The sequence below is a fragment of the Planosporangium mesophilum genome (assembly GCF_016863255.1).
GTDB lineage: Bacteria > Actinomycetota > Actinomycetes > Mycobacteriales > Micromonosporaceae > Planosporangium > Planosporangium mesophilum.
This window is the reverse complement of record NZ_BOON01000034.1, coordinates 46,452-69,679: the sequence shown is the minus strand read 5'-3', so window position 1 is coordinate 69,679 and position 23,228 is coordinate 46,452. Positions and strand designations below refer to the sequence as shown.

Sequence of the window (23,228 nt, the reverse complement as noted above, 5' to 3'; positions counted from 1 at the left end):
AGACGTTCTGTCCAGCGACTGTCAGCAATCCGACAGTGGTCGCCGATAGGTAACATATTTCGGACAGAATTTTCGCCGTGACGCCCGCACTGGAGCCCCTCCGCAAGATCGCGGCCTACGCCTTATGTACCGATTCGTTGGATCGGGTCCTTCTCGTGCGGGCATCGACCCGGTCCGGTACGCCCGGCGCCTGGTCCCTGCCCGGCGGTGCGGTCGACCACGGCGAGCACCCCCTCGACACGGTGGTGCGCGAGACCGCCGCCGAGACCGGCCTGTCGGTCACGGTCACCCGGCTGCGCGACGTGCTCGCCGACATGCGCGCGCTACCCAGCCGCGGCATCGTGCTGCACACCGACCGGCTGCTCTATGAGGTGTCGATCCGGGGCGGCGCGCTGCGCGATCGGGTGGGCCAGCCGACCGACCTGGCGCGCTGGTTCAGCGTGGAGGAGGCCGCCGCGCTGCCGCTGCGCCCGTTCACCGCGATGGCCCTGGACCTGCCGCCGGCCCCGATCGACCTGCGCCCGGACGGGCCGCCGGAGCTGCCCTCGTTCTACGCCGTGCCCGGCCCGGACGGCCTGCACCGGGCCCAGCGCTTCGCCGCGTACGCGGTGGCGACCGACCCGGACGGCCAGGTGCTGCTGACCCGCGTCGCGCCGGGGTACCCGGGCGGCGGCAACTGGCACCTGCCCGGCGGTGGCACCGACTACGGCGAGCAGCCCGGCGTCGCCCTGCTGCGGGAGCTGGTCGAGGAGACCGGCCAGCGTGGTCACCTGGTCGAGCTGCTGGGTGTGGCGAGCCACCGGGACGCCGCGTCGCTCGGCCCGGAGGGGTACCCGATCGACTGGCACGGGGTACGCGCCTTCTACCGGGTACAGGTGCCGGTGCCTACCCCGCCGCGGGTACTGGACGCCGGCGGCTCGACCGACCGGGCCTGCTGGTTCGCCCCCGACGAGCTGGCCGGCCTGCCGTGCACCGAGGTGACCGTCGAGGCGCTGCACCGGGCCGGGCTGGGCGCCGTCGCCGGGTAGTCGGCGCTGTGGCCGGTTCGCGTCGGCGCCACGCCGTCGCCGGGTAGCGTCGGCCGCGTGGGGGAAACGACGCGGGGGCGGCGGGTCGGCGCGTACGGGGTCTGCCTGGACGACGGGCGGATCCTGATGTGCCGGACTCCGGAGGGGGTCCTGCAACTGCCCGGTGGGGCCGTGCGGCAGGGTGAGCACCCGGTCGACGCGGTGACGCGCGCGCTGGCCGAGGAGACCGGGCTGACCGTCGCCGTGACCGGGCTGCGCGAGGCGGTCACCGACGTGGTCCGGGAGCCGGACCGGGAGACGCACAACGACCGGCTGCTCTTCGACGTACGGATCACGGGCGGCGAACTGCCCGGCCGGGTCGAGTGGGTGTCCGCCGAGCAGGCCGAGGCCGTACCGCTGCAGGCGGTCGAGGGCCCGCCTCCGCCACCGCACACGGTGCAGCGGTTCGGGGCGTACGGGCTGGTCACCGATGCCAGCGGGTGGGTCCTGCTGACCCGGATCGCACCGGGATATCCCGGTGCGGGGGAGTGGCACCTGCCCGGGGGAGGCACGGACTTCGGCGAGTCCCCCACCGCCGGACTGCTGCGGGAGCTGGCCGAGGAGGCCGACCAGCGTGGCCGGATCGCCGGGCTGCTGGGCCTGTCGAGCGGCCACAACCCGGCCGCCGTCGGGCCGGAGGGCTACCCGATCGACTGGCACGTCGTACGGGTGCACTATCGAGTCATGGTCGATGACCCGACGCCGCCTCGAGTCACGGAGGGGGCCGGCGGCTCCACGGCGGAGGCCGCCTGGTTTTCGCCGCAGGAGTTGGACGATCTTCGTTTGACACGAACTGCAAAAACGGTCATTAGCGAGCATCTCCGTCAATGACCTGTGACCGGCCCGCGACCGGCCGGGAATAACGACGGCGGTCGCTACGCTGGACCATGGGTAGCGTAGATCGTTACAATCGGTAGTGAAGATTTGTCCTGTTCACCCCTTGTGTGGCGAGAAGCGGAGAAAGTTCCGGCGTCGAGCGTCGCCAATTCCCGCTTCCGTATGCGATGGTGTAGGCCGCAAACCGCACGGGTGGGAACCCCGTTCCTGCAGTGGAGGATTTAGGTGCCGCAAGCCCCCTGGCGTCGGCGTCGCACGATCGACAGCCCGCGGCCCGCAGGCCGCGGATGGGCCGGCAGGCTGCGTCGCAGCGGCTCGCTTGCCCGGCAGGTGCTTCTGGTCGGCCGTCCAGGCCACCGGCGCACCGAGTCGGCGTCGGGCGCGACGACGCTCATCCTGCCGGAGCACCGCGCCGCCGACGGCCGCCGAACCGGCCAGGTCCGCCTGCGTCGCCGGGCGAGGACCGTATCGGTAGCCCCGGCCATCGCGCCGGCCGCTTCCGTCGTCCTGCCGGCCGCTTCCGTCGTCGCGCCGGCCGTCGTCGTGCCGGCGGCTGCCGCGGTTGCGCTGCAGAGCCCGGAGTCGTCGCCGGCGAGCGCGGCCCCGGCCGACGGGCTGGCGATCCCGCTCCTGCCCGGTGACCCGACGCTGGCCCGGCGGATCCGGTTCGTTCTCGTCAACGCCTGCACGGTCGGCAGCCTTGTGCTCGGCATGTCGGCCATCTTCCTGGCCGTCAACGGCGTCAGCGCGAAGTGGGCGGCGCTGTGCCTGATCGCCTGCGTCGCGTTCGACGGCCTCGACGGTGCGCTCGCCCGCAAGCTGGGCGTCTCCAGCCCGTTCGGGGCGCAGATGGACTCCCTGGCCGACATGTGCTCGTTCGGCATCGCGGCGCCGGTCGTCGTGTACGCGTGGCTCGGCGGGTCGGCGCCCGCCTGGCTGGCCGTACCGGCGTGTGCGCTGGTCGCGGTGTGCGCCGCGATCCGGCTGGCCCGGTTCAACGTCTCGCCGAAGGACGGCAGGTTCTTCTGCGGCGTGCCGACGACCATGGTCGCGGCGGTGCTGGCCCTCGGTACGCTCATCGAGCCGGCGATCCCGGCCTCGGTGCGGGTCGGCGTGGTCGCGCTGCTCGCTCTGGCGATGGTCTCCAGCTTCCCGTACGCGAAGCTGGCCCGCCTGCTGCGCCTGCCCCCGTGGCTGCTGGTGCTGCCGGTGGTCAGCGCCCTGATCGACTACCGGTTGACGTTCGCCGGCATCGTGATGGCCTACCTGGTCAGCGGCCCGCTGGTGTGGCTGCGCCAGCGCTCGGCGTAGTTCTGTTCCAAGCCCTGGACCCCTGGGCCGGTCGTAGACCGGCCCAGGGGTTTTGCGTATCAGCGCCAGCGCGCGATCACGGTCACCCCGCCGACGACCCGGTCGGACGGGCCGACCTCCGGCGTGGCCCGGTCGGCGGGCAGGTAGACATCGGTACGCGAGCCGAAGCGGATCAGCCCGAACCGCTCGCCGCGGGCCAGCAGCGACCCGACCGGCGCGCGCTGCACGATGCGGCGGGCGATCAGCCCGGTCCGCTGGGCCACCACGACCTTCCCGTACGCGGTGTCGAGCACCGTGTAGGCGGCGACGTTGTGCTCGGCGGCGGCCTTCATGGCGGCCGCGTACCCGCCGTCCTCGACGAAGTGCTCGAGCACCCGCCCGGCCACCGGTGAACGGTTGACGTGCACGTCCAGTACGGACAGGAAGACCGCGATCCGCAGGAACTCGCCGTCGCCGAAGCGCTCGTCGCGCAGCCGCTCCACCGACAGGACCTTGCCGTCGCTGGCGGCCACGATCGCCTTCGGGTCCTCGGGGGTGTCGCGCTGCGGGTCGCGGAAGAACGCCGCGACCGGCGCCGCAGCCAGCGCGGGCACCATCCACAGCTTGGACTTGGGCCGGGCGGCCTTGGCGAGCGCGGCCAGGCCGAGCGCGATGCCGGCCGCCGCGACGCCGTTGGAGTCGATGTTCATCCCCCGGGTCAGCGACACGCTGGAGGACCGGTACGCCGGCAGCATCCGCTCCACCACCGCCTGGTCGGCCGCGCTGTAGCGGAGCCGGTGCACGCGTACCGGCGGGATGTTGCGCAGCACCAGGTCGTGGCCGACGCCGTACAGCGCCGCCTGCCGCTCGATCTCGTCCGCCGCACCGCTGGGCAGCGTGGTTGCCGGCACGACCAGTGACAGGACGCCGCCCGAGTTCATGGTCTTGACCAGCTCTTCGAGCCGCGTCCGGGTCTCCTCGGCGGTACCGGACAGCGCCTCGGCGAGGATCACCACGTCGGCCGGGTCGGCCTCACCGAGGGACTCGGCGACCCGTACCCGTTCCTCCACCCACCGGCCCTGGCCGGCGAGGTGGGTACGGAGCGCGGTGGCGGCCGTCTGGTCGGCCGCGACGACCGTGAGCCGGTCGTCGGGCAGCAGGGCCTCGATCGCCGCCGCGAGGGCGGCCGAGCCGGCGTCGGCGCCGACCAGCAGCCCTGTCTTGGGGCCGCCGTGGCGGGCCAGTTCGGCGGCGAGCACCCGGGCGGCGCGCGGCCCGACCTGGATCGGGCGCCGCGATCCGCCGGACACGGGAAGTGCTGGGAACTGCGTCAAGGTCGGCTCCTGAAGTAATCACCGACCGATCCGCACCCCGCGACGGGGTGCGGATCGGTGCCTGGTCTCGTCGGCCAGCATATTCGCCTGTTCGGCGGAGCGCCGGGTCTGAGCCGCTCAGCTCACTGTGAAGGACCCTCCTCGTCTCCTCGCGCGTCCTGGTGCGCCTTGCGCCCGGAGTCGGACCGCAACGCCCCGAACAGCCCGAGCACCCCGAAGATGATCAGAGCGGCGGCCAGGAACCAGCCGAGCTGGGGGAGGGCCAGGTCGACGGTACGGCCGAAGAACCACCAGCCGACCGCCGCCAGGAATACGAGGCCGAAGGCGAGCGACAGCCCGTCGGTCCGGTGTGCCTTCATCGTTGTACCTCCAACTTGCCCAGATTGACGGCCGCCGTCAGGTGCAGCTTTCCGCCCCCGGGACCGTCCGCGCCGTTGTCGCTGACCGAGCGGCTGCTGTTGCCCATGCCGCTCCAGTTCTGGCCCAGCACGCTCGCGCTGCCGACGTCGACGATCGCGGTGACGTCCACGTCGACGGCGGGCGGCAGGATGACCACCAGGTTGCCGACGTCGGCGCGGACGTCGACCGCCAGGTCGTGGTCGCGGAAGTCGACGTGCGACAGGTCGAGCGTCGCGTTGCCGGCGTCGGTCCGGTAGGTCTGGGTCACCTCGGACGCGTTCACCGGTGCCCAGGTCACGTCACCGCGAGGGATGCCGACGTGTGAGGCGTTCCAGTGCTCCGCGCCGGTGACGACGACCAGCGCGACCGTCAACGCCAGGCCGGGGAGGATCAGCCAGCGGGCCCGGCCGAGCCAGGCGCCGACGACCAGGCCGAGCCCGACGATCCCGAGCGGGACCGCCACGTAGGCCGCAACCGGGAAGTCACCCTGGCTGATGTCGAGGATCGCCAGTACGCCCAGCGCGAGGCAGACCAGCGACAGGACCACCCGGCCCAGCCGGGAGCGCTCGCGCGGCGGCTTCGGGGGCTTCGGGGGCGGGACGGGCTGGCCCAGCCCCGGGTACTGCGTTGCGGGCGGCGGCGGGTACCCCATCGACTGGGCGTACGGGCTGCTGCTCGCGTACGGGCCGTGCGGGGCGAACGGTGGCCGGTAGCCGCCGGCCGGCGCCTCGGTCGTACCGGACTCGGTGGTGGTACGGGCGAACGGCGCGGTGGGGGCGTCGCCGGCCGGGAACGACGTCGTGGGGAACACCGTCGTCGGCGCGGCCGACGGGCCGCCGGTCGACGGCGCGGCAAACGGCGGGAGCGGTCCGCCGGGCCCCGGTGACGGCGGACCCGCCGGCGGCGGTGGCGTGTTCGCCGGGCGGCCGAAGAGGTTGCTGCCGCGCGACACGAGTACCGCCACGCCGAGGATGACTGCCGCGCCCAGCAGGGAGGTGCGGACGTTGTCCGAGAAGGCGACGAGGAACATGATCACGGCGAGTACCGCGAGGCCCAGGGTCACGGCCGCCGAGGTGCTGGACTGACCGCGGCCGATCAGCGCCTCCGCCGCCGAGGCGGTGTCACCCTCGGCCGGGATGAGCAGCCAGCCGAGCAGGTACACCAGGAGGCCGATGCCGCCGAAGAGCGTCATCACGCCGAGCAGCACCCGCCACAGCACCGGGTCGGTGTTGGTGGCGCGGCCGATCCCGGCGGCCACGCCGGCGAACCAGCGGCCCTGCCGCGGGCGGATCAGGCCGTACTTGGTCGCGAAGGCTCCACCGGTCGGCTGCGGCGGGGGGAAGAAGCTCCCCGACGGCGGCGGGAAGCCGCCGGGGGGCGGCACACTCCCCGGCGGTGGCACGCTGCCAGCTGGCGGCACGCTTTCGGGCCGCTCGGGCTCCGCGCTCCGGGCGGTGCCGGCATCGTCGCTCCCGGCCGCACCGGTCCCGGCCGTTCCTGCCGCGCTCTCGGCGGTGTCCTGGGGCAGCGGCATCGTGTCGTCGGGCAGTCGTACCGTATCGTCCCGCGGCGGCTGCTCTTCGGCGTGCTGCGGCGTCTCGTCGGGGGTCGGATCGGTTGGCCCGTTCCCGGCAGGCTTCTCGGTCATGCCACGATCGTGCCGCCGGCACCGGCTTAGTCACCTCAGGAATCGACCCTGACCTGACCCTGAGTTCACAGGCCAGGGATTGATCCGGTGGTCAGCGGAGGCCACGGCGTGTGACGATCGACAAGCCCCACCCCGTTCATTGAGGATGTCGCCGATGCCCACGCCCGTCGCGGCCCGTCGCCTGTACCGGGTCACCGACCGCCGGGTCGCCGCCGGGGTCGCCGCCGGTATCGCTGCGCACCTCAACGCGTCCGTGACCCTGGTGCGCGTCGCGTTCGTCGTCCTTGCCAGCTTCAGCGGCCTCGGCGCCCTGCTCTACGCGGCCTTCTGGGCGGTGCTGCCGCCTCAGCCCGGTCAGCAGCTGAGCCGGCGCGACCGCCGCCAGGCGATCCCGTTCATCGCGCTCGGGCTGGGCATCCTGCTGGTACAGGCGCTGTCCGGGATGAACGGCGTGAAATCGGTGATCGGCTGGCTGGTCGCGATCGTGGCGGTCGGCGTCGGCATCATCTGGCAGCAGTCCGACCCCAAGCGGCGGGAGCGCTGGACCGCGACCGTGCCGCAGGCACCCTGGCTCGGGGTGGTCCTGGAGGAGGGCGACCGGCGCGGCTTCCTGCTGCGGCTGATCGGTGGCGGCGCGCTGGTGGTCGCCGGCATCGTCGGTACCGTCGCCGTCGTCTCCGGCGCGGAGCTGTCGGCCCTCGGCAACGGCCTGCTGTTCGCGATGCTGGCGCTGGCCGGTGCCGGGCTCGCGCTGGCGCCGCTGCTGTGGCGGATGTTCGGCCAGCTGCGGACCGAGCGCGAGGCCCGCATCCGGGAACAGGAGCGCGCCGAGGTCGCCGCGATGATCCACGACCAGGTGCTGCACACGCTCGCGCTGATCCAGCGCGGGGCCGAAGACCCCAAGAGCGTGCTGCGGCTGGCGCGGGCGCAGGAGCGGACGCTGCGCGGCTGGCTGTACAAGTCGACCGCCTCGCCGGCCGAGCGCTTCGGCGCCGCGCTGGAGGAGGCCGCGGCGGAGGTCGAGGACACGTACTCGATCGCGGTCGAGGTGGTCGTCGTGGGCGACCGGGACGTGGACGACCGGATCCGCGCGCTGGTCGCCGCGGGCCGCGAGGCGATGGTGAACGCCGGCAGGCATGCCAAGGTGTCCTCGGTGTCGTTGTACGCCGAGGTGGAGCCGGAGCAGGCCAGTGTGTTCGTCCGCGACCGCGGGGTCGGCTTCGACCCCGGTGGCGTCGATGAAGACCGGCACGGCGTACGCGGATCGATCATCGGGCGGATGAAGCGGCACGGCGGCCGGGCCGAGATTCGCAGCGAGCCGGGCAGCGGCACCGAGGTACGCCTGTTCATGCCGACTCCCGGATGGAGCCCGGCCGAGGAGAAGGACAAGGTTTCATGAACGAGCAGGAGCAGGCGCGCCTGAAGGTCTTCCTGGTCGACGACCACGCGATGTTCCGGGCCGGGGTCCGGGCGGAGCTCGGCGTCCACGTCGACGTGGTCGGGGAGGCCGGTACGGTCGCCGAGGCCGTCACCCGGATCGTGCAGGCCGAGCCGGACGTGGTCCTGCTCGACGTGCACATGCCCGACGGCGGCGGCCGGGCGGTGCTGGAGGCGATGCGGCGTACCCACCCGCAGATCCGGTTCCTCGCACTGTCCGTCTCCGACGCCGCCGAGGACGTGATAGGGCTGATCCGGGCCGGCGCGCGCGGGTACGTGACGAAGACGATCTCGCCGGAGGAGTTGGCCGCGGCGGTGCGCCGGGTGGCCGACGGCGACGCGGTGTTCAGCCCCCGGCTGGCCGGGTTCGTGCTGGACGCCTTCTCGGCCCGCCCCGAGGCGCAGCTCACCGACCCGGAGCTGGATCAGCTCACGAACCGGGAGCGCGAGGTGTTGCGGCTGCTGGCGCGCGGGTACGCGTACAAGGAGATCGCCAAGGAGCTGTACATCTCGATCAAGACGGTCGAGACGCACGTGTCGAACGTGCTGCGCAAGCTCCAGATGTCCAACCGGTACGAGCTGTCGCGCTGGGCGGCCGACCGTCGCCTGGTGTAACGGGACCCTGGACACCTGGCGGTGTCATGGCCCCGCCGGGTGTCCAGGATCTACGAGGTCCTACTCGGTACGGATGATGGTGAACGCCTCGGCGTAGCGGCCCTCGGGCAGGCCGAGCGACCGCGCCATGGTGGCGTGGCGGTCCCGCAGCATGGCCTCGAACCCGTCGAGGTGGCTGACCTGCGAGGCGTGCGCCCGCAGGGCGGCCACCTTGCGGTCGAACACGTCGGTGATGTCGACGGCGTGGTCCGGGTCGGGGCCGCCCGAGTACCACACCTCGCGCACCGTCCAGGCCTGCAGGTTCTGATCGCGCAGCAGCTCTTCGAAGGCGAACGGGTTGCGCGAGTCCGGGTACACGGCGCAGGTGGTGGCCTCGCCGACCGCCAGGTGGTCCGGGTGGCTCGGCCCGGCGAGCCGCTCCCAACGGCGCAGCGGCGAGCTGGTCAGGATCCGGTCGGGCCGGTACCGGCGGATCGCCGCCGTGATGTCGCGGCGCAGTTGCAGCGACGGGGTGACCGTGCCGTCCGCGTACCCGTCCAGGAACTCCACCTGCTTGACCCCGACGGCGGCCGCGGCGGCGCGCTGCTCGGCCTCGCGCAGTACCGGCATCTTCTCCCGCGGCGTGTCGTCGAAGCCGCCGGCGTCACCGCGGGTGACCAGCAGGTACGCCACGTCCAGGCCCTCTTCTACCCAGCGGGCCACGGTGCCGGCGGAGCCGAAGTCGACGTCGTCGGGGTGGGCGAGAACACACAGCACGCGTTCGACGTCGGGCAGCGGCCGGGCCGATGGGGGAAAGGTCACGGCAACCGATGCTACGTCGGGCGCGGCCCCCGCCGTGTCCGGCGGGCGGCCACAACGATCACGCCAGGTAGCTCAAGTGTCGTTCGGTGCTGCGCAACCGCTACAGCGGTCCCCGGCCGGCGCGGAGGATGAGCAGGGCGAGCTGGACGCCGTCCTCACCGAGGACCGAGCGGAAGCGATCGAGGATCTGCCGCTCGCGGGCGAGGACGAGGCGGGTACCCCCGGAGGCGACGCGGGTCTTGCCGACCTCCTGCGACAGGGCGGCGCGCTCCTGCCACAGCTGGATGATCGCCTCGTCGATCTCGTCGATGCGGGTACGCAGGGACGCGATGTGCGTGTCGGGCGACTCGGTCTCGGGCGCGTCGGCGCTGTCGTTCGTTGCGTCCACGGTGATCGCTGCCATCTCTGTCATCCATTCTCGGTATGGGCTCCGTGCCCGTCCCGGAACGAAAAACGCCCCGGGCTTCGGAACCCGGGGCGTCGGTAGGTCTTGCTCAGGCGCGACCTACGGCTGCCGGATTCCCGGAGCCGTAAAAAAAGTAGTACCGCGCCTGCAAACTCACGATGCCGAGTATGCCACGGCCATATCGGGGCAGGCAGCCCCCTTCCCATGATCCGGAAGGTTCGGGCATTCGGTCACCCGACAGGAGCCTGTCGCGTCGGCTTCGTCGCATCCCCGGCATAGACTCGCCTGGCGATGCATGCCCTCTTTGAGTACCCCCAGGTTCCGGCCCAGCCCGACGTCCCCGCGCGCGGCGCCCACCGGAGCCCCAGCCGTGATCCGAAGCACCTGCTCGACGGGCTCAATGAGCCGCAGCGGGCTGCCGTCACCCATCGGGGCGCGCCCCTGCTCATCGTCGCCGGTGCCGGGTCGGGCAAGACGAGGGTGCTCACCAACCGGATCGCGTACCTGCTCGCGGACGGCGACGTGCATCCCGGTGAGATTCTCGCGATCACGTTCACCAACAAGGCCGCCGGCGAGATGAAGGAGCGGGTCGCCGCGCTGGTCGGCGGCCGCGCCCGCCTGATGTGGGTGTCGACGTTCCACTCCGCCTGCGTCCGGATCCTGCGCGCCGAGCACGAGCACGCCGGTCTGAAGAGCACGTTCTCCATCTACGACGCCGACGACTCCCGCCGTCTGATGACGCTGGTCGCCCGCGAGCTCGACCTGGACCCGAAGCGGTTCCCCGCCCGCGGCCTGGCCGCGCAGGTGTCCAACCTCAAGAACGAGCTGATCGACCCGGAGACGGCGGCGGCTCAGGCCGCCGGCCCGCAGCAGCGCACCGTGGCCGAGGCGTACGCGCTGTACCAGCAGCGGCTGGGTGAGGCGCAGGCGCTCGACTTCGACGACCTGATCATGCGGACCGTCGACCTGCTCAAGAAGCACCCGCTGGTGGCCGACGCCTACCGGCGGCGCTTCCGGCACGTCCTCGTCGACGAGTACCAGGACACCAACCATGCGCAGTACGTACTGATCAAAGAGCTTGTGGGGGAGACCGGCGAGCTGTGCGTCGTCGGTGACGCCGACCAGTCGATCTACGCGTTCCGCGGCGCGACCATCCGCAACATCCTGGAGTTCGAGCGCGACTACCCCGACGCGCGGACCATCCTGCTGGAGCAGAACTACCGCTCCACCCAGACCATCCTGTCCGCGGCCAACGCGGTCATCGACCGCAACACCGAGCGCAAGCCGAAGCGGTTGTGGAGCGAGGAGGGCGCGGGCGAGCAGATCGTCGGGTACGTCGCCGACACCGAGCACGCCGAGGCCGACTGGGTGGCGCGCGAGGTCGACCGGCTCTGCGACGACCACGGGTTCCGCCCCGCCGACGTGGCGGTCTTCTACCGCACCAACGCCCAGTCCCGCGTCTTCGAAGAGGTGTTCATCCGGTTCGGGCTGCCCTACAAGGTGGTCGGCGGGGTGCGCTTCTACGAGCGCAAGGAGGTCCGCGACGCGCTGGCGTACCTGCGGGCGGTGGCCAACCCCGACGACACGGTGAACATCAGGCGCATCCTCAACACGCCGCGCCGCGGCATCGGCGAGCGGGCCGAGGCGTGCGTGGAGGCCCTGGCGTCCCGTGAGCGGATCTCGTTCGGCGCCGCGCTGGCCCGCGTCGACGAGGCGATCGGCGTCTCCACGCGGGCGGCCAACTCCATCAAGGACTTCGTCGCGCTGCTCGACTCCGCGCGTGAGCTCGCCGCGACCGCGCCGCCCGAGGAGGTCCTCGAGGCGCTGCTGCAGCGCAGCGGATACCTCACCGAGCTGGAGGAGAGCCTCGACCCGCAGGACGCCGGCCGGGTGGAGAACCTTCAGGAGCTGGTCAGCGTGGCCCGGGAGTACACCGAGCGGGTTGAGACCGCGGCTGCCGCCGCGGACGCGGAGGACGAGGAGGCACGCCCGACCCTCGCGGGCTTCCTGGAGCAGGTGGCCCTCGTCGCGGACGCTGACCAGATCCCGTCCGACGACCCCGACCACCAGGGCGTCGTGACCCTGATGACCCTCCACACCGCCAAGGGGCTGGAGTTCCCGGTCGTCTTCCTCACCGGCCTGGAGGACGGCGTCTTCCCGCACCTGCGCTCGCTCGGTGACAAGAAGGAGCTGGAGGAGGAGCGGCGGTTGGCGTACGTGGGCATCACCCGCGCCCGCAAGCGGCTCTACCTGTCCCGCGCGGTCACCCGCTCGGCGTGGGGCCAGCCGCAGTACAACCCGGCGTCGCGCTTCCTGGAGGAGCTGCCCGAGGACCTGGTGCGCTGGGAGCGCACCGACGCGTCGTACACGAGCTGGTCGGGCGGCGGCGGCGTCGGCGGCCGGGCGTCCGCGCCCACCCGCGAGCGCAACAGCCACTTCGTGGGCGGTACCCCCAAGGCCGCCCAGTTGGCGCAAAAGCTGGGCCTGGACGCCTCGAAGCTGTCGACCGCCAGCGAGCTGGCGAAGGCGGACGTGCCCGCGCTCGTGGCCGGCGACCGGATCAACCACCAGCGGTACGGCATGGGCCGGGTGACCGCGGTCGAGGGCTACGGGGCGCGGGCACAGGCCCAGGTGGACTTCGGCGACCAGGTGATGTGGATCGTGCTGCGGCACGCCCCGATCGAGAAGCTTTGACGTTCTCTCCGCCCTAAAGGACGGAGATTCTCTCCGCGCTGCGTGCGGAACGCGCGGCGCCCGGGTGGATTACCGCTTCCCTGCGCGCCGCCGGCACGAGTGCCGGTCTTACGTGCGCTCCACGGTCGTTTGAGTTGTCCCAGCGTCCCTGGGCCAACACGTTGATGGCCGCGTTGACGTCTCGGTCGTGCTCGGTCCCGCAGGGGCAGGTCCACGACCGGACGTTCAGCGGCTTGGGTCCGTCGAGGCGGCCGCACGCCGAGCACGTCTGTGACGTGGGCGTGAACCGGTCGATCTTTGCGAAGGTGCGCCCGTACCGGGCGGCCTTGTACTCCAACATCCCGACAAACGACGCCCAACCGGCGTCGTGCACGGACTTGGCGAGCCGGGTGCGGCCCAGACCAGCCACGCACAGGTCCTCGACATACACCGCTTGGTTGTCGCGGATGATCGCCGTCGAGAGCTTGTGCTGCCAGTCCCGTCGGGTGTCGGCCACCTTCGCATGCGCGCGGGCGACCTTCACGACGGCCTTCTTGCGGTTGTTGCTACCCCGCTGCTTGCGGGCCAAGTCTTGCTGCAACCGGCGCAGTTTGCGGGCGGCGCGCCGCAGGAACTTCGGCGCCGCGACCTTCGTGCCGTCCGAGAGGACAGCGAAATGGGTCAGCCCCAGGTCGATACCAACCTCGGAGTCGGTCTCGGGTAGCGGTTCGTCGGTGGTCTGCACGACGAACGAGGCGAAGTACCGCCCGGCCGCGTCCCGGATGATCGTCACCGACGACGGGTCCGAGGGGAGTTGCCGGGACCAGCGCACCTCCACGTCGCCGATCTTCGGCAGGCGCAGCCGGCCGTTGTCGAGCGCCACGAACCGGCTGTTCCTGGTGAACCGGATGGTCTGCCGGTTGTCCTTGCGCGACCGGAACCGGGGCGGGGCGACCCTGCGGCCCTTGCGTTTGCCGGTGATCGAGGCGAAGAAGTTGCGGTACGCCACGTTGAGGTCGGCCAATGCCTGCTGTAAGACGACCGAGGAGACCTCGCCCAGCCACGCCCGCTGCGGCGTCGCCTTCGCCGCCGTGATGACCTGCCTGGACAGTTCGGCGTCCGGCACGTACGGCAGGCCGTTGTCCCGCGCGGTCTGTCTCGCGCGCAGCCCGTCGTTGAACACTACCCGGGCACACCCGAACGCCCGCGCCAGCGCCTGCTGCTGGCCCGGCGTCGGGTAGACGCGGAAGTTGTAACGCAACCGCACACCGCAAACCGTGCCACAGGCGTACGACAAGACACTCACGCACCCGGAAGTCCCGACGCCCATCCGCCTTGGCGGCGGATCGGCTTTCCCTGTCCCGCTACGCAGGACAGTCCGCTTCACCCCCGGCCTGAAGGCCGGAGCACTACGGACGATCCCGGTAGCCGTCAGCCCAGCGGGCCGATGACGCCGCCGTTGACCACCTCGACGTGCTCGGCCAGGTCGACGCCGTGCTGGCGCATGAACGGTACGGCGTCGAAGGGCTTGTCGTCACGACGCAGTTCGAAGTGCAGGTGCGGGCCGGTCGAGTAGCCGGTGTTGCCGCTGAGCGCGATGACGTCGCCGGCCCTGACCCGGGCGCCCTCGGCGCACATCAGCCGGGAGGCGTGGCCGTACACGGAGACGACGCCGTCGTCGTGGCGGATCATCACGTTGTTGCCGTAGCCGCCGTTCCAACGGCTCAGGACGACGACGCCCGCGTTCGCCGCGTAGATCGGTGTGCCCGGCGGTACGGCCAGGTCGACGCCCGGGTGCAGGACACCCCACCGGGGCCCGAACAGCGACGAGAGCACGTAGTTGCCCCGTACCGGTAGCTCCCAGAGGTCCTGGCCCGGTTGCTGGCTGACGGCGGTCGACGTCACCCGGTTGTTGTGGCGGCCGGCCCGCTCGGTGGCCGGGTGCGAGGGCGGCGGCGCGACGAGGCCGGCGGTGCCCGGCGGGTTGGTGGCGTCGTACGCGTCGCGCGCGTTCTGGGCCTTCAGCGTCGGCACGGTGGGGCCGGTGCCCAACGCCACCACGCCGGCGCCGACGACGACCGTGGTGACTGCGGCGGTGTATCTGCCCAATGGTGGCGGTGGCACGCGTCGGCGGCCGCGGTAGCGCCCACCCGAGTTCTGGTGATCCACGTACATCCTCCGGCGTCGCAGAAGCGGGACCGGGCCTTGCCGTCGCGTGCCGCACGGCTGCCCGATCCGGTGGTTGTCAACGGGCCAAACGGATGAGAACTCGCGCCAACGTAACCAACCGGGTACGGCTGTACAAGCCGACGCGCGCAAGGCGTGTCAACAGAAATCACCGCTGGTGTGGTGTGGCTCTCATCGGGGCCGACGTGATCCGTGCCGCATTCCGGTCGGCACCCCGCTCGCGGTACGTTTCGCCCGGGGCATTGGCGCCCCGTCGCGCGCGGGGCCACGCAGTGCGACTGAAACCGGAAGGACGCGCCCACGATGAGCTCACGCATTCGGGTTGTTGTTGCCAAACCGGGCCTCGATGGCCACGACCGTGGGGCGAAGGTCGTCGCCCGGGCGCTGCGTGACGCCGGTATGGAGGTCATCTACACCGGCCTGCACCAGACCCCGGAGCAGATCGTCGAGACCGCGATCCAGGAGGACGCCGACGCCGTCGGGCTGTCGGTGCTCTCCGGTGCGCACATGACGCTGTTCCGCAAGTTGATCGAGTTGCTTGGTGAGCGCGGTGCGGACGACATCGTGGTCTTCGGCGGCGGGATCATCCCCGAGGCCGACATCCCCGAGCTGGAGAAGCTGGGCGTCGCGAAGATCTTCACGCCGGGCGCCACCACCCGGTCCATCGTGGACTGGGTACGCGCGAACGTGGCCACGGCGGTCGCGTAGACCGGAAATAAAGGAGGGGCCGGGCGTACCCCTCAGACGCCCGGCCCCTCATGCACGACACCCCGCCGCCACCCCTTGACCGACAGGGCATCGGCCGTCTTCGCCGCCGCTGCTCGGGTAATTTGCCCGATTAGTGCGCCGACATCACACTCAACGAAGTGCCGGCCGGACGGTTACGCCGGGTCGCGGTGTTTTTCGCGCGCCGTCACTCGGCGCGATTCGGCGCATTCGGGGGCAAGTGATCCGCAGGTCGCCGACCACCGCGGCGGTGTGCGATCGAGCACAGGGCGTACCCACCGCGACGACGACTGCACCGCGCTCGCTAGGCTGCGCCGAAGGCGGCCTCACCCGGCCGGCGACTGATCTGGGTCGCGGCGTGGCGTCAGACGCGCCGAGCCAGAACAGTCGAAGAGATCACCAGAAGAGGTAGTTGTGGACCTGTACGAGTACCAGGGGCGCGAGCTGTTCGCCCGGCATGGGCTGCCGGTGCTGGACGGCGACGTCGCTACCACTCCGGATGAGGCCGCAGCCATCGCCGAGCGACTCGGTGTGCGCGCGGTTGTGAAGGCCCAGGTCAAGGTCGGTGGCCGGGGTAAGGCGGGCGGTGTCAAGCTCGCCGAGAACGCCGAGGAGCTGCGCGGGCACGCCGAGCGCATCCTCGGCATGGACATCAAGGGACACACGGTCCACAAGGTCATGGTGACCACCACGGCGGCGATCGAGGAGGAGTACTACTTCTCGTACCTGCTCGACCGCGCCAACCGGACCTTTCTGTGCATCGCCAGCACCGCCGGCGGCATGGAGATCGAGCAGGTCGCCGAGACGGACCCGGAGAAGGTCGTCAAGATGCCGATCGACGCTGTCAAGGGCGTCGACTCCGCGACCGCCCGCGAGATCGTGACGAAGGCCGGCTTCCCGGCCGACGTCGCCGACCAGGTCACCGAGATCGCGGTCAAGCTGTGGCAGGCGTTCGTCGCCGAGGACGCCACGCTGGTGGAGGTCAACCCCCTGGCGAAGGTCTCCGGCGGCAAGGTGCTGCTGCTCGACGCGAAGGTGACGCTCGACGAGAACGCCGGCTTCCGGCACCCCGAGCACGCCGAGTACGAGGACAAGTCCGCGGTCGACCCGCTGGAGCAGGCGGCCAAGGCCAAGAACCTCAACTACGTCAAGCTCGAGGGGCAGGTCGGCATCATCGGTAACGGTGCCGGTCTGGTCATGTCGACCCTCGACGTCGTCGCGTACGCCGGTGAGGAGTTCGGCGGGGTCCGCCCGGCCAACTTCCTCGACATCGGCGGTGGCGCGAGCGCCCAGGTGATGGCGAACGGCCTGGAGATCGTGCTGTCCGACCCGGCCGTGAAGAGCGTCTTCGTCAACGTCTTCGGCGGCATCACCGCCTGCGACGCGGTCGCCAACGGCATCGTGCAGGCGCTGGCGCTGCTGGGCGAGCGCGGCGAGCAGGTGACGAAGCCGCTGGTCGTACGGTTGGACGGCAACAACGCCGAGGAGGGTCGACGCATCCTCGACTCGGCGAACAACCCGCTCATCGAGCGGGTCGACACGATGGACGGCGCGGCAAAGCGAGCGGCCGAACTGGCCGCGGCGGGGAAGTGACCTGAACATGGCTATCTGGCTCACCAAGGACTCCAAGGTCATCGTTCAGGGCATGACCGGCTCCGAGGGCTCCAAGCACACCCGGCGCATGCTCGCCGCGGGCACCAACATCGTCGGCGGTACCAACCCGCGCAAGGCCGGTACGCAGGTCGACTTCGACGGCGCCAAGGTTCCGGTCTTCGCGAACGTGGCCGAGGCCATGGCCGAGACCGGCGCGGACGTGTCCGTGCTGTTCGTGCCGCCGGCCGGCACCAAGGGTGCGGCGCTCGAGGCCATCGACGCCGGTATCGGGCTCGCCGTCGTCATCACCGAGGGCGTCCCGGTGCACGACACCGCCGAGGTCTGGGCGCACGCCTGCGCCACCGGCAACCGGACCCGCATCATCGGCCCGAACTGCCCCGGCATCATCAGCCCCGGTCAGTCCAACGCCGGCATCATCCCGGCCGACATCACCGGCCCCGGCCGGATCGGCCTGGTCAGCAAGTCCGGCACGCTGACCTACCAGATGATGTACGAGCTGCGTGACTTCGGCTTCTCCACCGGTGTGGGCATCGGTGGCGACCCGGTCATCGGCACCACGCACATCGACGCGCTCGCGGCCTTCCAGGACGACCCGGAGACCGAGGCGATCGTGATGATCGGCGAGATCGGCGGCGACGCCGAGGAGCGGGCCGCGGAGTTCATCAAGGCCAACGTGACCAAGCCGGTCGTCGGGTACATCGCCGGCTTCACCGCCCCGCCCGGAAAGACGATGGGGCACGCCGGCGCGATCATCTCCGGCTCGTCGGGTACGGCCGACGCCAAGAAGGTGGCCCTGGAGGCCGCCGGCGTCCGCGTCGGGAAGACCCCGAGCGAGACCGCGCGCCTGATGCGTGAGGTGATGAGCGGGCGCTGAGGCGCTCTCGCGACATCACGAAAGTGTTGAGCGGCCGGTCGGGATGACCGGCCGCTCACGTTTTTGGGAGAGTGGACCCCGATGCCTACCACCCCTGAGGAAGCGACCGACGCGCCGGCGGGGACCGCCCCGCCGGTCGACGGCGTCCGCGGTGCGCCGGCAGCCTCGGCGCCGCGGGGCGCGCCGACGGGTGCGGCGCCCCGGGGACCCGTGCGCGGCCGTCCCGCCAGGCGCGCCCCGCTGGCGCTGGCGGCCTCGGTCACGACGGGATGGGCGGCGCTGGTTTCGCTGGGGCCCGTCCTCATCGTGGCCTCGCTGGCACATCTGGTGTCGGGTGGGGGCGGGTCGTTCGGTCAGGTGCTGAAGGTCGGGCTCGCCGGCTGGCTGCTGGCCCACGGTGTCGTCCTGCATACCGGTGCCGGTCCGGTGGGGCTGGCGCCGCTGGCCGTCACCGTGCTGGCGGTGTGGCGGGTGGCCCGCGCGGGAGTGCACACCACCCGCGCGATCGGCGGCCGCCACCGCGGCTCGCCGCGCCTGGCGGCGTCCGCCGCGGTGGCGGTGGGGGTCGTGTACGGGCTGATCGGCGCCCTCATGGCCACCCTGGCAGACATGCCCGGCCTGGACGTACCGGCGGCATCGGCCGGGTTGACGCTGGGCGTCTTCGGGTTCGTGGCAGCAGCGGTCGGCGCCGCCGTCGAGAGCGGGGCGCGCGCCCGACTGCTCCGGCGCACCCCGATGCCGGTACGCGACGCGATGCGCACGGGCCTGGTCGCGGCGCTGCTGGTACTCGGGGCGGGCGCCGCGGCGGGCGGCATGTCGCTGGCGGTGTCCGGTGGCGCGGCCAGCAGGGTCCTCGCCGCGTACCACACCGGCGTCGCCGGACAGTTGGGCCTCACCCTGCTCTGCGTCCTGTACGGCCCCAACCTCGCGGTGTGGGCCGCGAGCTACCTGATCGGGCCGGGCTTCGCGCTCGGCACCGGAACGGTGGTGAGCGCGGCCCGGGTCTCGCTGGGTACCGTGCCCGCGCTGCCGGTGCTCGCCGCCGTGCCCACCACGCCCGCGTCGGGCTGGGCGGGTCTGCTGCTCGCGGTGCCGCTGGCCGCCGGCATGGCGGCGGGTTGGCTGCTGGCCCGGCGGCGGCTGCGCCCGAAGGGTGCCGTGACGGGTGACCGGGGCGCCGGTGGCGCGGCCGGAACGGAAGAGCCGGAGCGGCCGGCGGTCGGCTGGGCGTCGCTGCTGGCGGGGGCGGCGCTGGCCGGGCCGGTGGCCGGGATCGCGCTCGCCGTCGCCGCGCGCGCGTCGTCCGGGCCGCTCGGCGGCGGCCACCTGGCCGAGATCGGCCCGGATGCGTGGCCGATGGCGGGGGTCGCCGCCGGCCTGGTCGCCGCGGGCTCGGTGGCCGCCGCGTCGGCGACGAAGATGCTGATCGGGGTACGCCGAAAGGGCGCCTGAAACGCGGATGGGGCGCCCGACCGGGCGCCCCATCCGACGTGCTGCCGCTTGCTACTTCCGCATGAACGGACTGTTGCCGGTGGCGAACAGGATGATGTTCACGATCACGCCGAGCGCCGCGATACCGAAGGCGACGTAGGCCAGCGTCGGCTGCTTGCCGGCCTTCTTCGCCTCCAGCAGCGACAGGACGGCGAAGACGATGCCGAGCGGCACGCAGCAGAAGTCGAAGATGATGGCGAGAACGCCCCACAGGGTGGTCTTGTCGTTACCAGCGGGCGCGGCCGCGGGCGGCATGGGAGCCGTCAATGTGTCCTCCTGAAAGATACCCGCGCAACTCCGGGTGCTGCGCGACCTCGATGATCGTGGCCGTCGATCGGGTACCGGTCAAGCATGTTGACGTGACCGGTACCTGATCGTCGCCGCAATTCAGGGGGAGGTCGGGAACTGGTAGAGATTGAAGGCGAAGACCGCGATGACGGACAGGATCGAGAGCACGATGCCGACGGCGCCGCAGATGACCCCCGCGAGGGCCTGTCCGCGGTTGCCCGCCTCGCCCGCGTTCGCCTTCCGAAGGCCGATGATGCCGAGCACGACGGCGGCGATCCCGGCCGCCAGGCTGAGAATCCCGCAGCACAGGACGGCCGGGAGCGAGACGATCCCGAAGATCATGGCGAGCAGGCCCATGGTGTTGTTCTGCTGCTGCGGCGCCCCCATCGGCCCGCCGTAGCTCGGGTACTGCCCGGGCGCGTAACCGGGGTAGGCGCCGCCGGAGGTCGGCTGCCCGTACGGGTCCGGCTGCGGCGGTGGCGGGTACTGCGCCTGGCCGTACGGGTCGGTGCCCGGCGGCGGGTACTGCGGCTGGGCGTACGGGTCCGGCTGCTGCGGCTGCTGCGGCTGCTGCGGCTGCTGCGGTGGCTGCTGCTCGTTCGGGTCCTGGCCGGATCCGGGATAGCCAGGTTGCATGACGATCGCTCCTAGAGTGACGCGGTTCGTGGTCGGGGACGCCGCGAGGGCTCATACCCGCGTGGCGCCCCCGGAAGCGGTCTAGTAGGTGGTGTTGCTCGAGCTGAACGCGCCGAGAACGATGCCCGCGACGCAGCAGATGAGGACCAGGGCATACCAGACGATCCCGATGATGATCGCCAGTTTGGACCACTTCTTGGACTCCGCGGCCGCGTTCTGCGCACCGGCGTAGTCACCCTGCTGGAGAAGCGTGTTGACCTTGGAAGCGTTGATGATCGCGGGGATCGCCAGCGGCCAGAAGAGGAAGATCGACACGATCGACATCGTCATGTTGTTGTCGATGTGCGGTGGCTGCGGCGGACCCTGCGGGGGGTAGCCCGGCTGCATATTTCGCTCCAGGTAAATCGAGATGGTCGAGAATGATCGGCAGCGTACTGGCCGAGGACAACCTTGTGCAGCGCTGCCCGGGGCATATCGGCTACTGGACACTCCGGTTGAGGCGTACAAACGGATATTCGTCGTATCGGGGCCCAAACGTCCTCGGCCCGCCGTCCAGGGGCGTGATCGCGGCGATTAGGGTATGCCGCCGGGAAGAGGTTTCGGGTCGAATCGTCGCGTCGCGGGCGGAAACGCTGCCCGATCCAGCAGCGGTTGGAGCCCCGGCGAAGAATGGGAGCAGTTGTGACCGAACAGCCCACCCGGTTGGCTCGCCTGCTCGTCCTCATTTCCGGCTCGGGTACCAATCTGCGGGAGCTCCTGGAGGCCTGCGCGGACCCGGCGTACGGCGCCGAGGTGGTGGCCGTCGGTGCCGACCGGGACAGCGCCGCCGGCCTCGCCTTCGCCGCCGAGCGGGGCATTCCGACGTTCGTCACCAGCGTCAAGGACTTCGACACCCGGGAGCAGTGGGACGCCGCCCTGACCGAGGCGTCCGCGCGGTACGCCCCCGACCTCGTCGTCTCCGCCGGATTCCTGAAGCTGGTCGGGCCGATGTTCCTCGCCGAGTTCGGCGGGCGGTACGTGAACACGCACAACGCGCTGCTACCGGCCTTCCCGGGCATCCACGGGCCACGCGACGCGCTCGAGTACGGCGTGAAGGTCGCCGGCGCCACGCTGCACTTCGTCGACGCCGGGGTCGACACCGGGCCGATCATCGCCCAGGTCGCGGTGCCGGTACTCGACGACGACACCGAGGAGTCCCTCACCGAGCGGATTAAAGAGGCCGAGCGGCGGCAGTTGGTCACATGTGTGGGCCGTATGGTTCGTGAAGGTTGGACGGTCAACGAAAGAAAGGTCACGATCCCGTGAGTGAAGAGTCGCGCCGCCCCATCCGCCGGGCGCTGGTCAGCGTCTACGACAAGACCGGTCTGGACGAGTTGGCCCGCGCGCTGTCGGACGCGGGAGTCGAGATCGTGTCGACCGGCTCGACGGCCTCCCAGATCGAGAAGGCCGGCGTACGGGTGACCCGCGTCGAGGAGCTGACCGGTTTTCCGGAGTGCCTCGACGGGCGGGTGAAGACCCTGCACCCGCGGGTACACGCCGGGCTGCTGGCCGACCTGCGACTGCCCGCGCACGTCGCCCAGCTCGCCGAGCTCGGGATCGAGCCGTTCGACCTGCTGGTGAGCAACCTGTACCCGTTCCGGGAGACCGTGGCGTCCGGCGCCTCCGTCGACGAGTGCATCGAGCAGATCGACATCGGCGGCCCGGCGATGGTCCGGGCGGCGGCCAAGAACCACGCGAGCGTCGCGGTGGTGACGACCCCGCTGGCGTACCCGGCGGTCGTCGAGGCGCTGGGTACCGGCGGCTTCACCCTGCCGCAGCGCCGGCGGCTCGCGGCCCGCGCGTTCGCCGACATCGCCGAGTACGACGTGGCGGTCGCCCAGTGGACCTCGGCGGTGCTGGACCCGGACGACGGTGATGGCTGGCCGGCCTTCACCGGGATGGCGTTGCGCCGCTCGGCCGTCCTGCGGTACGGCGAGAACCCGCACCAGCCGGCCGCGCTCTACAGCGACCCCGACTCGCCGCCCGGCCTGGCCCAGGCCGAGCAGTTGCACGGCAAGGAGATGTCCTACAACAACTACGTCGACGGCGACGCCGCCTGGCGGGCCGTGCACGACTTCACCGACCCGTGCGTGGCGATCATCAAGCACACCAATCCGTGTGGGATCGCGGTCGGCGCCGACGTCGCCGAGGCGCACCGCAAGGCGCACGCCTGCGACCCGGTCTCCGCGTTCGGCGGCGTGATCGCCACCAACGTGCCGGTGAGCGTGGCCATGGCGGAGCAGGTAGCCGAGATCTTCACCGAGGTGATCGTCGCGCCCTCCTATGAGGACGGCGCGGTCGAGGTGCTCAGCGCCAAGAAGAACCTGCGGATCCTCCGTGCACCGGAATGGGCGCCCTGGCCGGCCGAGTTCCGCCAGGTCAGCGGCGGACTGCTGGTACAGATGGCGGACCGCGTCGACGCGCCCGGCGACGACCCGGCCAACTGGCGGCTGGTCTCGGGGGAGGCCGCCGGCGATGCGACCATGGCCGACCTCGTGTTCGCCTGGCGAGCGGTCCGTTCGGTGAAGTCCAACGCGATCCTGCTCGCGTCCGACCGGGCCGCGGTCGGGGTCGGCATGGGCCAGGTCAACCGGGTCGACTCGGCGCGGCTGGCGGTGGCGCGGGCGGGGGAGCGTGCGGCCGGTTCGGTCGCCGCGAGCGACGCGTTCTTCCCGTTCGCAGACGGCCCGCAGATCCTCATCGAGGCCGGCGTGCGCGCGATCGTGCAGCCCGGCGGCTCGATCCGGGACGAGGAGGTCATCGCCGCCGCGAAGGCGGCCGGCGTGACGATGTACCTGACCGGTACCCGCCACTTCTTCCACTAGGTTCTCGCCCGACCGTGGACCGTTGTGCGACCTGTGGCCCG

General features: G+C 71.5%; 22 protein-coding genes. 12 read left to right on the top strand and 10 right to left on the bottom strand.

Translation table 11 applies throughout. The features are described 5' to 3' along the window. The first annotated feature begins 77 nt into the window (after positions 1 to 77). The 3 genes from Pme01_RS18730 to Pme01_RS18720 all read left to right on the top strand — a co-directional run bounded on the left by Pme01_RS18730 (position 78) and on the right by Pme01_RS18720 (position 3,215). Positions 78 to 1,028 carry an NUDIX domain-containing protein gene (locus Pme01_RS18730; RefSeq protein WP_168116247.1) on the top strand — a complete coding sequence of 317 codons (951 nt, stop codon included), beginning with the start codon at positions 78 to 80 and terminating at the stop codon, positions 1,026 to 1,028. 57 nt (positions 1,029 to 1,085) lie between these two features. Further along, entirely contained in the window at positions 1,086 to 1,898 is an 813-nt protein-coding gene (locus Pme01_RS18725; protein ID WP_275408542.1) for an NUDIX hydrolase, read from the top strand. A gap of 306 nt (positions 1,899 to 2,204) precedes the next feature. Further along, complete coding sequence (locus Pme01_RS18720) at positions 2,205 to 3,215, top strand: CDP-alcohol phosphatidyltransferase family protein (RefSeq protein WP_168116330.1); 1,011 nt, start codon at positions 2,205 to 2,207, stop codon at positions 3,213 to 3,215. 59 nt (positions 3,216 to 3,274) lie between these two features. Here Pme01_RS18720 and Pme01_RS18715 read toward each other — a convergent pair whose 3' ends face one another. From Pme01_RS18715 to Pme01_RS18705, 3 genes are all read right to left on the bottom strand, one after another. Further along, a complete protein-coding gene (locus Pme01_RS18715; RefSeq protein ID WP_168116248.1) occupies positions 3,275 to 4,528 on the bottom strand; it encodes a phosphatidylserine decarboxylase in 1,254 nt (417 codons plus the stop codon). 122 nt (positions 4,529 to 4,650) lie between these two features. Then, positions 4,651 to 4,887 carry a hypothetical protein gene (locus Pme01_RS18710; RefSeq protein ID WP_168116249.1) on the bottom strand — a complete coding sequence of 79 codons (237 nt, stop codon included), beginning with the start codon at positions 4,885 to 4,887 and terminating at the stop codon, positions 4,651 to 4,653. Then, positions 4,884 to 6,575 carry a PspC domain-containing protein gene (locus Pme01_RS18705; RefSeq protein WP_239088320.1) on the bottom strand — a complete coding sequence of 564 codons (1,692 nt, stop codon included), beginning with the start codon at positions 6,573 to 6,575 and terminating at the stop codon, positions 4,884 to 4,886. Before Pme01_RS18705 ends, Pme01_RS18710 begins: the two co-directional genes overlap by 4 nt. Before the next feature lie 145 nt (positions 6,576 to 6,720). Here Pme01_RS18705 and Pme01_RS18700 point away from each other — a divergent pair, with 145 nt between their 5' ends. Together Pme01_RS18700 and Pme01_RS18695 are read left to right on the top strand one after the other, a co-directional pair. After that, positions 6,721 to 7,974 carry an ATP-binding protein gene (locus tag Pme01_RS18700; RefSeq protein ID WP_373315493.1) on the top strand — a complete coding sequence of 418 codons (1,254 nt, stop codon included), beginning with the start codon at positions 6,721 to 6,723 and terminating at the stop codon, positions 7,972 to 7,974. After that, positions 7,971 to 8,627, top strand: a complete 657-nt coding sequence (locus tag Pme01_RS18695; RefSeq protein ID WP_168116251.1) for a response regulator — start codon at positions 7,971 to 7,973, stop codon at positions 8,625 to 8,627. The genes Pme01_RS18700 and Pme01_RS18695 overlap by 4 nt, the downstream gene beginning before the upstream one ends. A 60-nt stretch (positions 8,628 to 8,687) precedes the next feature. Here Pme01_RS18695 and Pme01_RS18690 read toward each other — a convergent pair whose 3' ends face one another. Continuing rightward, a complete protein-coding gene (locus tag Pme01_RS18690) occupies positions 8,688 to 9,428 on the bottom strand; it encodes a PIG-L deacetylase family protein (RefSeq protein ID WP_239088319.1) in 741 nt (246 codons plus the stop codon). A gap of 100 nt (positions 9,429 to 9,528) precedes the next feature. Continuing rightward, positions 9,529 to 9,831, bottom strand: a complete 303-nt coding sequence (locus Pme01_RS18685; protein WP_203935733.1) for a chorismate mutase — start codon at positions 9,829 to 9,831, stop codon at positions 9,529 to 9,531. 294 nt (positions 9,832 to 10,125) lie between these two features. On the opposite strand from Pme01_RS18685, the gene pcrA reads away from it, so the two are divergent. After that, a complete protein-coding gene (gene pcrA, locus Pme01_RS18680) occupies positions 10,126 to 12,528 on the top strand; it encodes a DNA helicase PcrA (protein ID WP_168116253.1) in 2,403 nt (800 codons plus the stop codon). 13 nt (positions 12,529 to 12,541) lie between these two features. Here pcrA and Pme01_RS18675 read toward each other — a convergent pair whose 3' ends face one another. Beyond that, positions 12,542 to 13,774: an RNA-guided endonuclease InsQ/TnpB family protein gene (locus Pme01_RS18675; protein ID WP_168116254.1), complete on the bottom strand. Its 1,233-nt coding sequence runs from the start codon at positions 13,772 to 13,774 to the stop codon at positions 12,542 to 12,544. Between the two features lie 164 nt (positions 13,775 to 13,938). Further along, positions 13,939 to 14,676 (bottom strand): M23 family metallopeptidase, encoded by a 738-nt coding sequence (locus tag Pme01_RS18670; RefSeq protein ID WP_239088318.1) that lies wholly within the window; start codon positions 14,674 to 14,676, stop codon positions 13,939 to 13,941. A 321-nt stretch (positions 14,677 to 14,997) separates the two neighbouring features. Here Pme01_RS18670 and icmB point away from each other — a divergent pair, with 321 nt between their 5' ends. The 4 genes from icmB (at position 14,998) to Pme01_RS18650 (ending at position 19,360) form a co-directional block, all read left to right on the top strand. After that, positions 14,998 to 15,402: a coenzyme B12-dependent isobutyryl CoA mutase small subunit gene (gene icmB / locus Pme01_RS18665; protein ID WP_168116256.1), complete on the top strand. Its 405-nt coding sequence runs from the start codon at positions 14,998 to 15,000 to the stop codon at positions 15,400 to 15,402. 432 nt (positions 15,403 to 15,834) lie between these two features. Next, a complete protein-coding gene (gene sucC, locus Pme01_RS18660; RefSeq protein ID WP_168116257.1) occupies positions 15,835 to 17,013 on the top strand; it encodes an ADP-forming succinate--CoA ligase subunit beta in 1,179 nt (392 codons plus the stop codon). A 7-nt stretch (positions 17,014 to 17,020) separates the two neighbouring features. Continuing rightward, positions 17,021 to 17,908 carry a succinate--CoA ligase subunit alpha gene (gene sucD, locus Pme01_RS18655; RefSeq protein ID WP_168116258.1) on the top strand — a complete coding sequence of 296 codons (888 nt, stop codon included), beginning with the start codon at positions 17,021 to 17,023 and terminating at the stop codon, positions 17,906 to 17,908. An 81-nt stretch (positions 17,909 to 17,989) separates the two neighbouring features. Next, entirely contained in the window at positions 17,990 to 19,360 is a 1,371-nt protein-coding gene (locus Pme01_RS18650) for a cell division protein PerM (RefSeq protein WP_168116259.1), read from the top strand. Between the two features lie 51 nt (positions 19,361 to 19,411). On the opposite strand, the gene Pme01_RS18645 is transcribed toward Pme01_RS18650, so the two are convergent. From Pme01_RS18645 to Pme01_RS18635, 3 genes are all read right to left on the bottom strand, one after another. Continuing rightward, the gene (locus Pme01_RS18645; protein WP_168116260.1) at positions 19,412 to 19,666 is read right to left on the bottom strand and encodes a hypothetical protein; all 255 of its coding nucleotides are present in this window, start codon (positions 19,664 to 19,666) and stop codon (positions 19,412 to 19,414) included. A gap of 120 nt (positions 19,667 to 19,786) precedes the next feature. Next, the gene (locus tag Pme01_RS18640) at positions 19,787 to 20,323 is read right to left on the bottom strand and encodes a DUF4190 domain-containing protein (protein WP_168116261.1); all 537 of its coding nucleotides are present in this window, start codon (positions 20,321 to 20,323) and stop codon (positions 19,787 to 19,789) included. An 81-nt stretch (positions 20,324 to 20,404) separates the two neighbouring features. Further along, positions 20,405 to 20,710 (bottom strand): CD225/dispanin family protein, encoded by a 306-nt coding sequence (locus Pme01_RS18635; protein ID WP_168116262.1) that lies wholly within the window; start codon positions 20,708 to 20,710, stop codon positions 20,405 to 20,407. Positions 20,711 to 21,004: 294 nt separating this feature from the next. On the opposite strand from Pme01_RS18635, the gene purN reads away from it, so the two are divergent. After that, positions 21,005 to 21,628 (top strand): phosphoribosylglycinamide formyltransferase, encoded by a 624-nt coding sequence (purN, locus tag Pme01_RS18630; protein ID WP_239088317.1) that lies wholly within the window; start codon positions 21,005 to 21,007, stop codon positions 21,626 to 21,628. Further along, complete coding sequence (gene purH / locus Pme01_RS18625; protein ID WP_239088316.1) at positions 21,625 to 23,187, top strand: bifunctional phosphoribosylaminoimidazolecarboxamide formyltransferase/IMP cyclohydrolase; 1,563 nt, start codon at positions 21,625 to 21,627, stop codon at positions 23,185 to 23,187. Before purN ends, purH begins: the two co-directional genes overlap by 4 nt. The last annotated feature ends 41 nt before the right edge of the window (positions 23,188 to 23,228 follow it).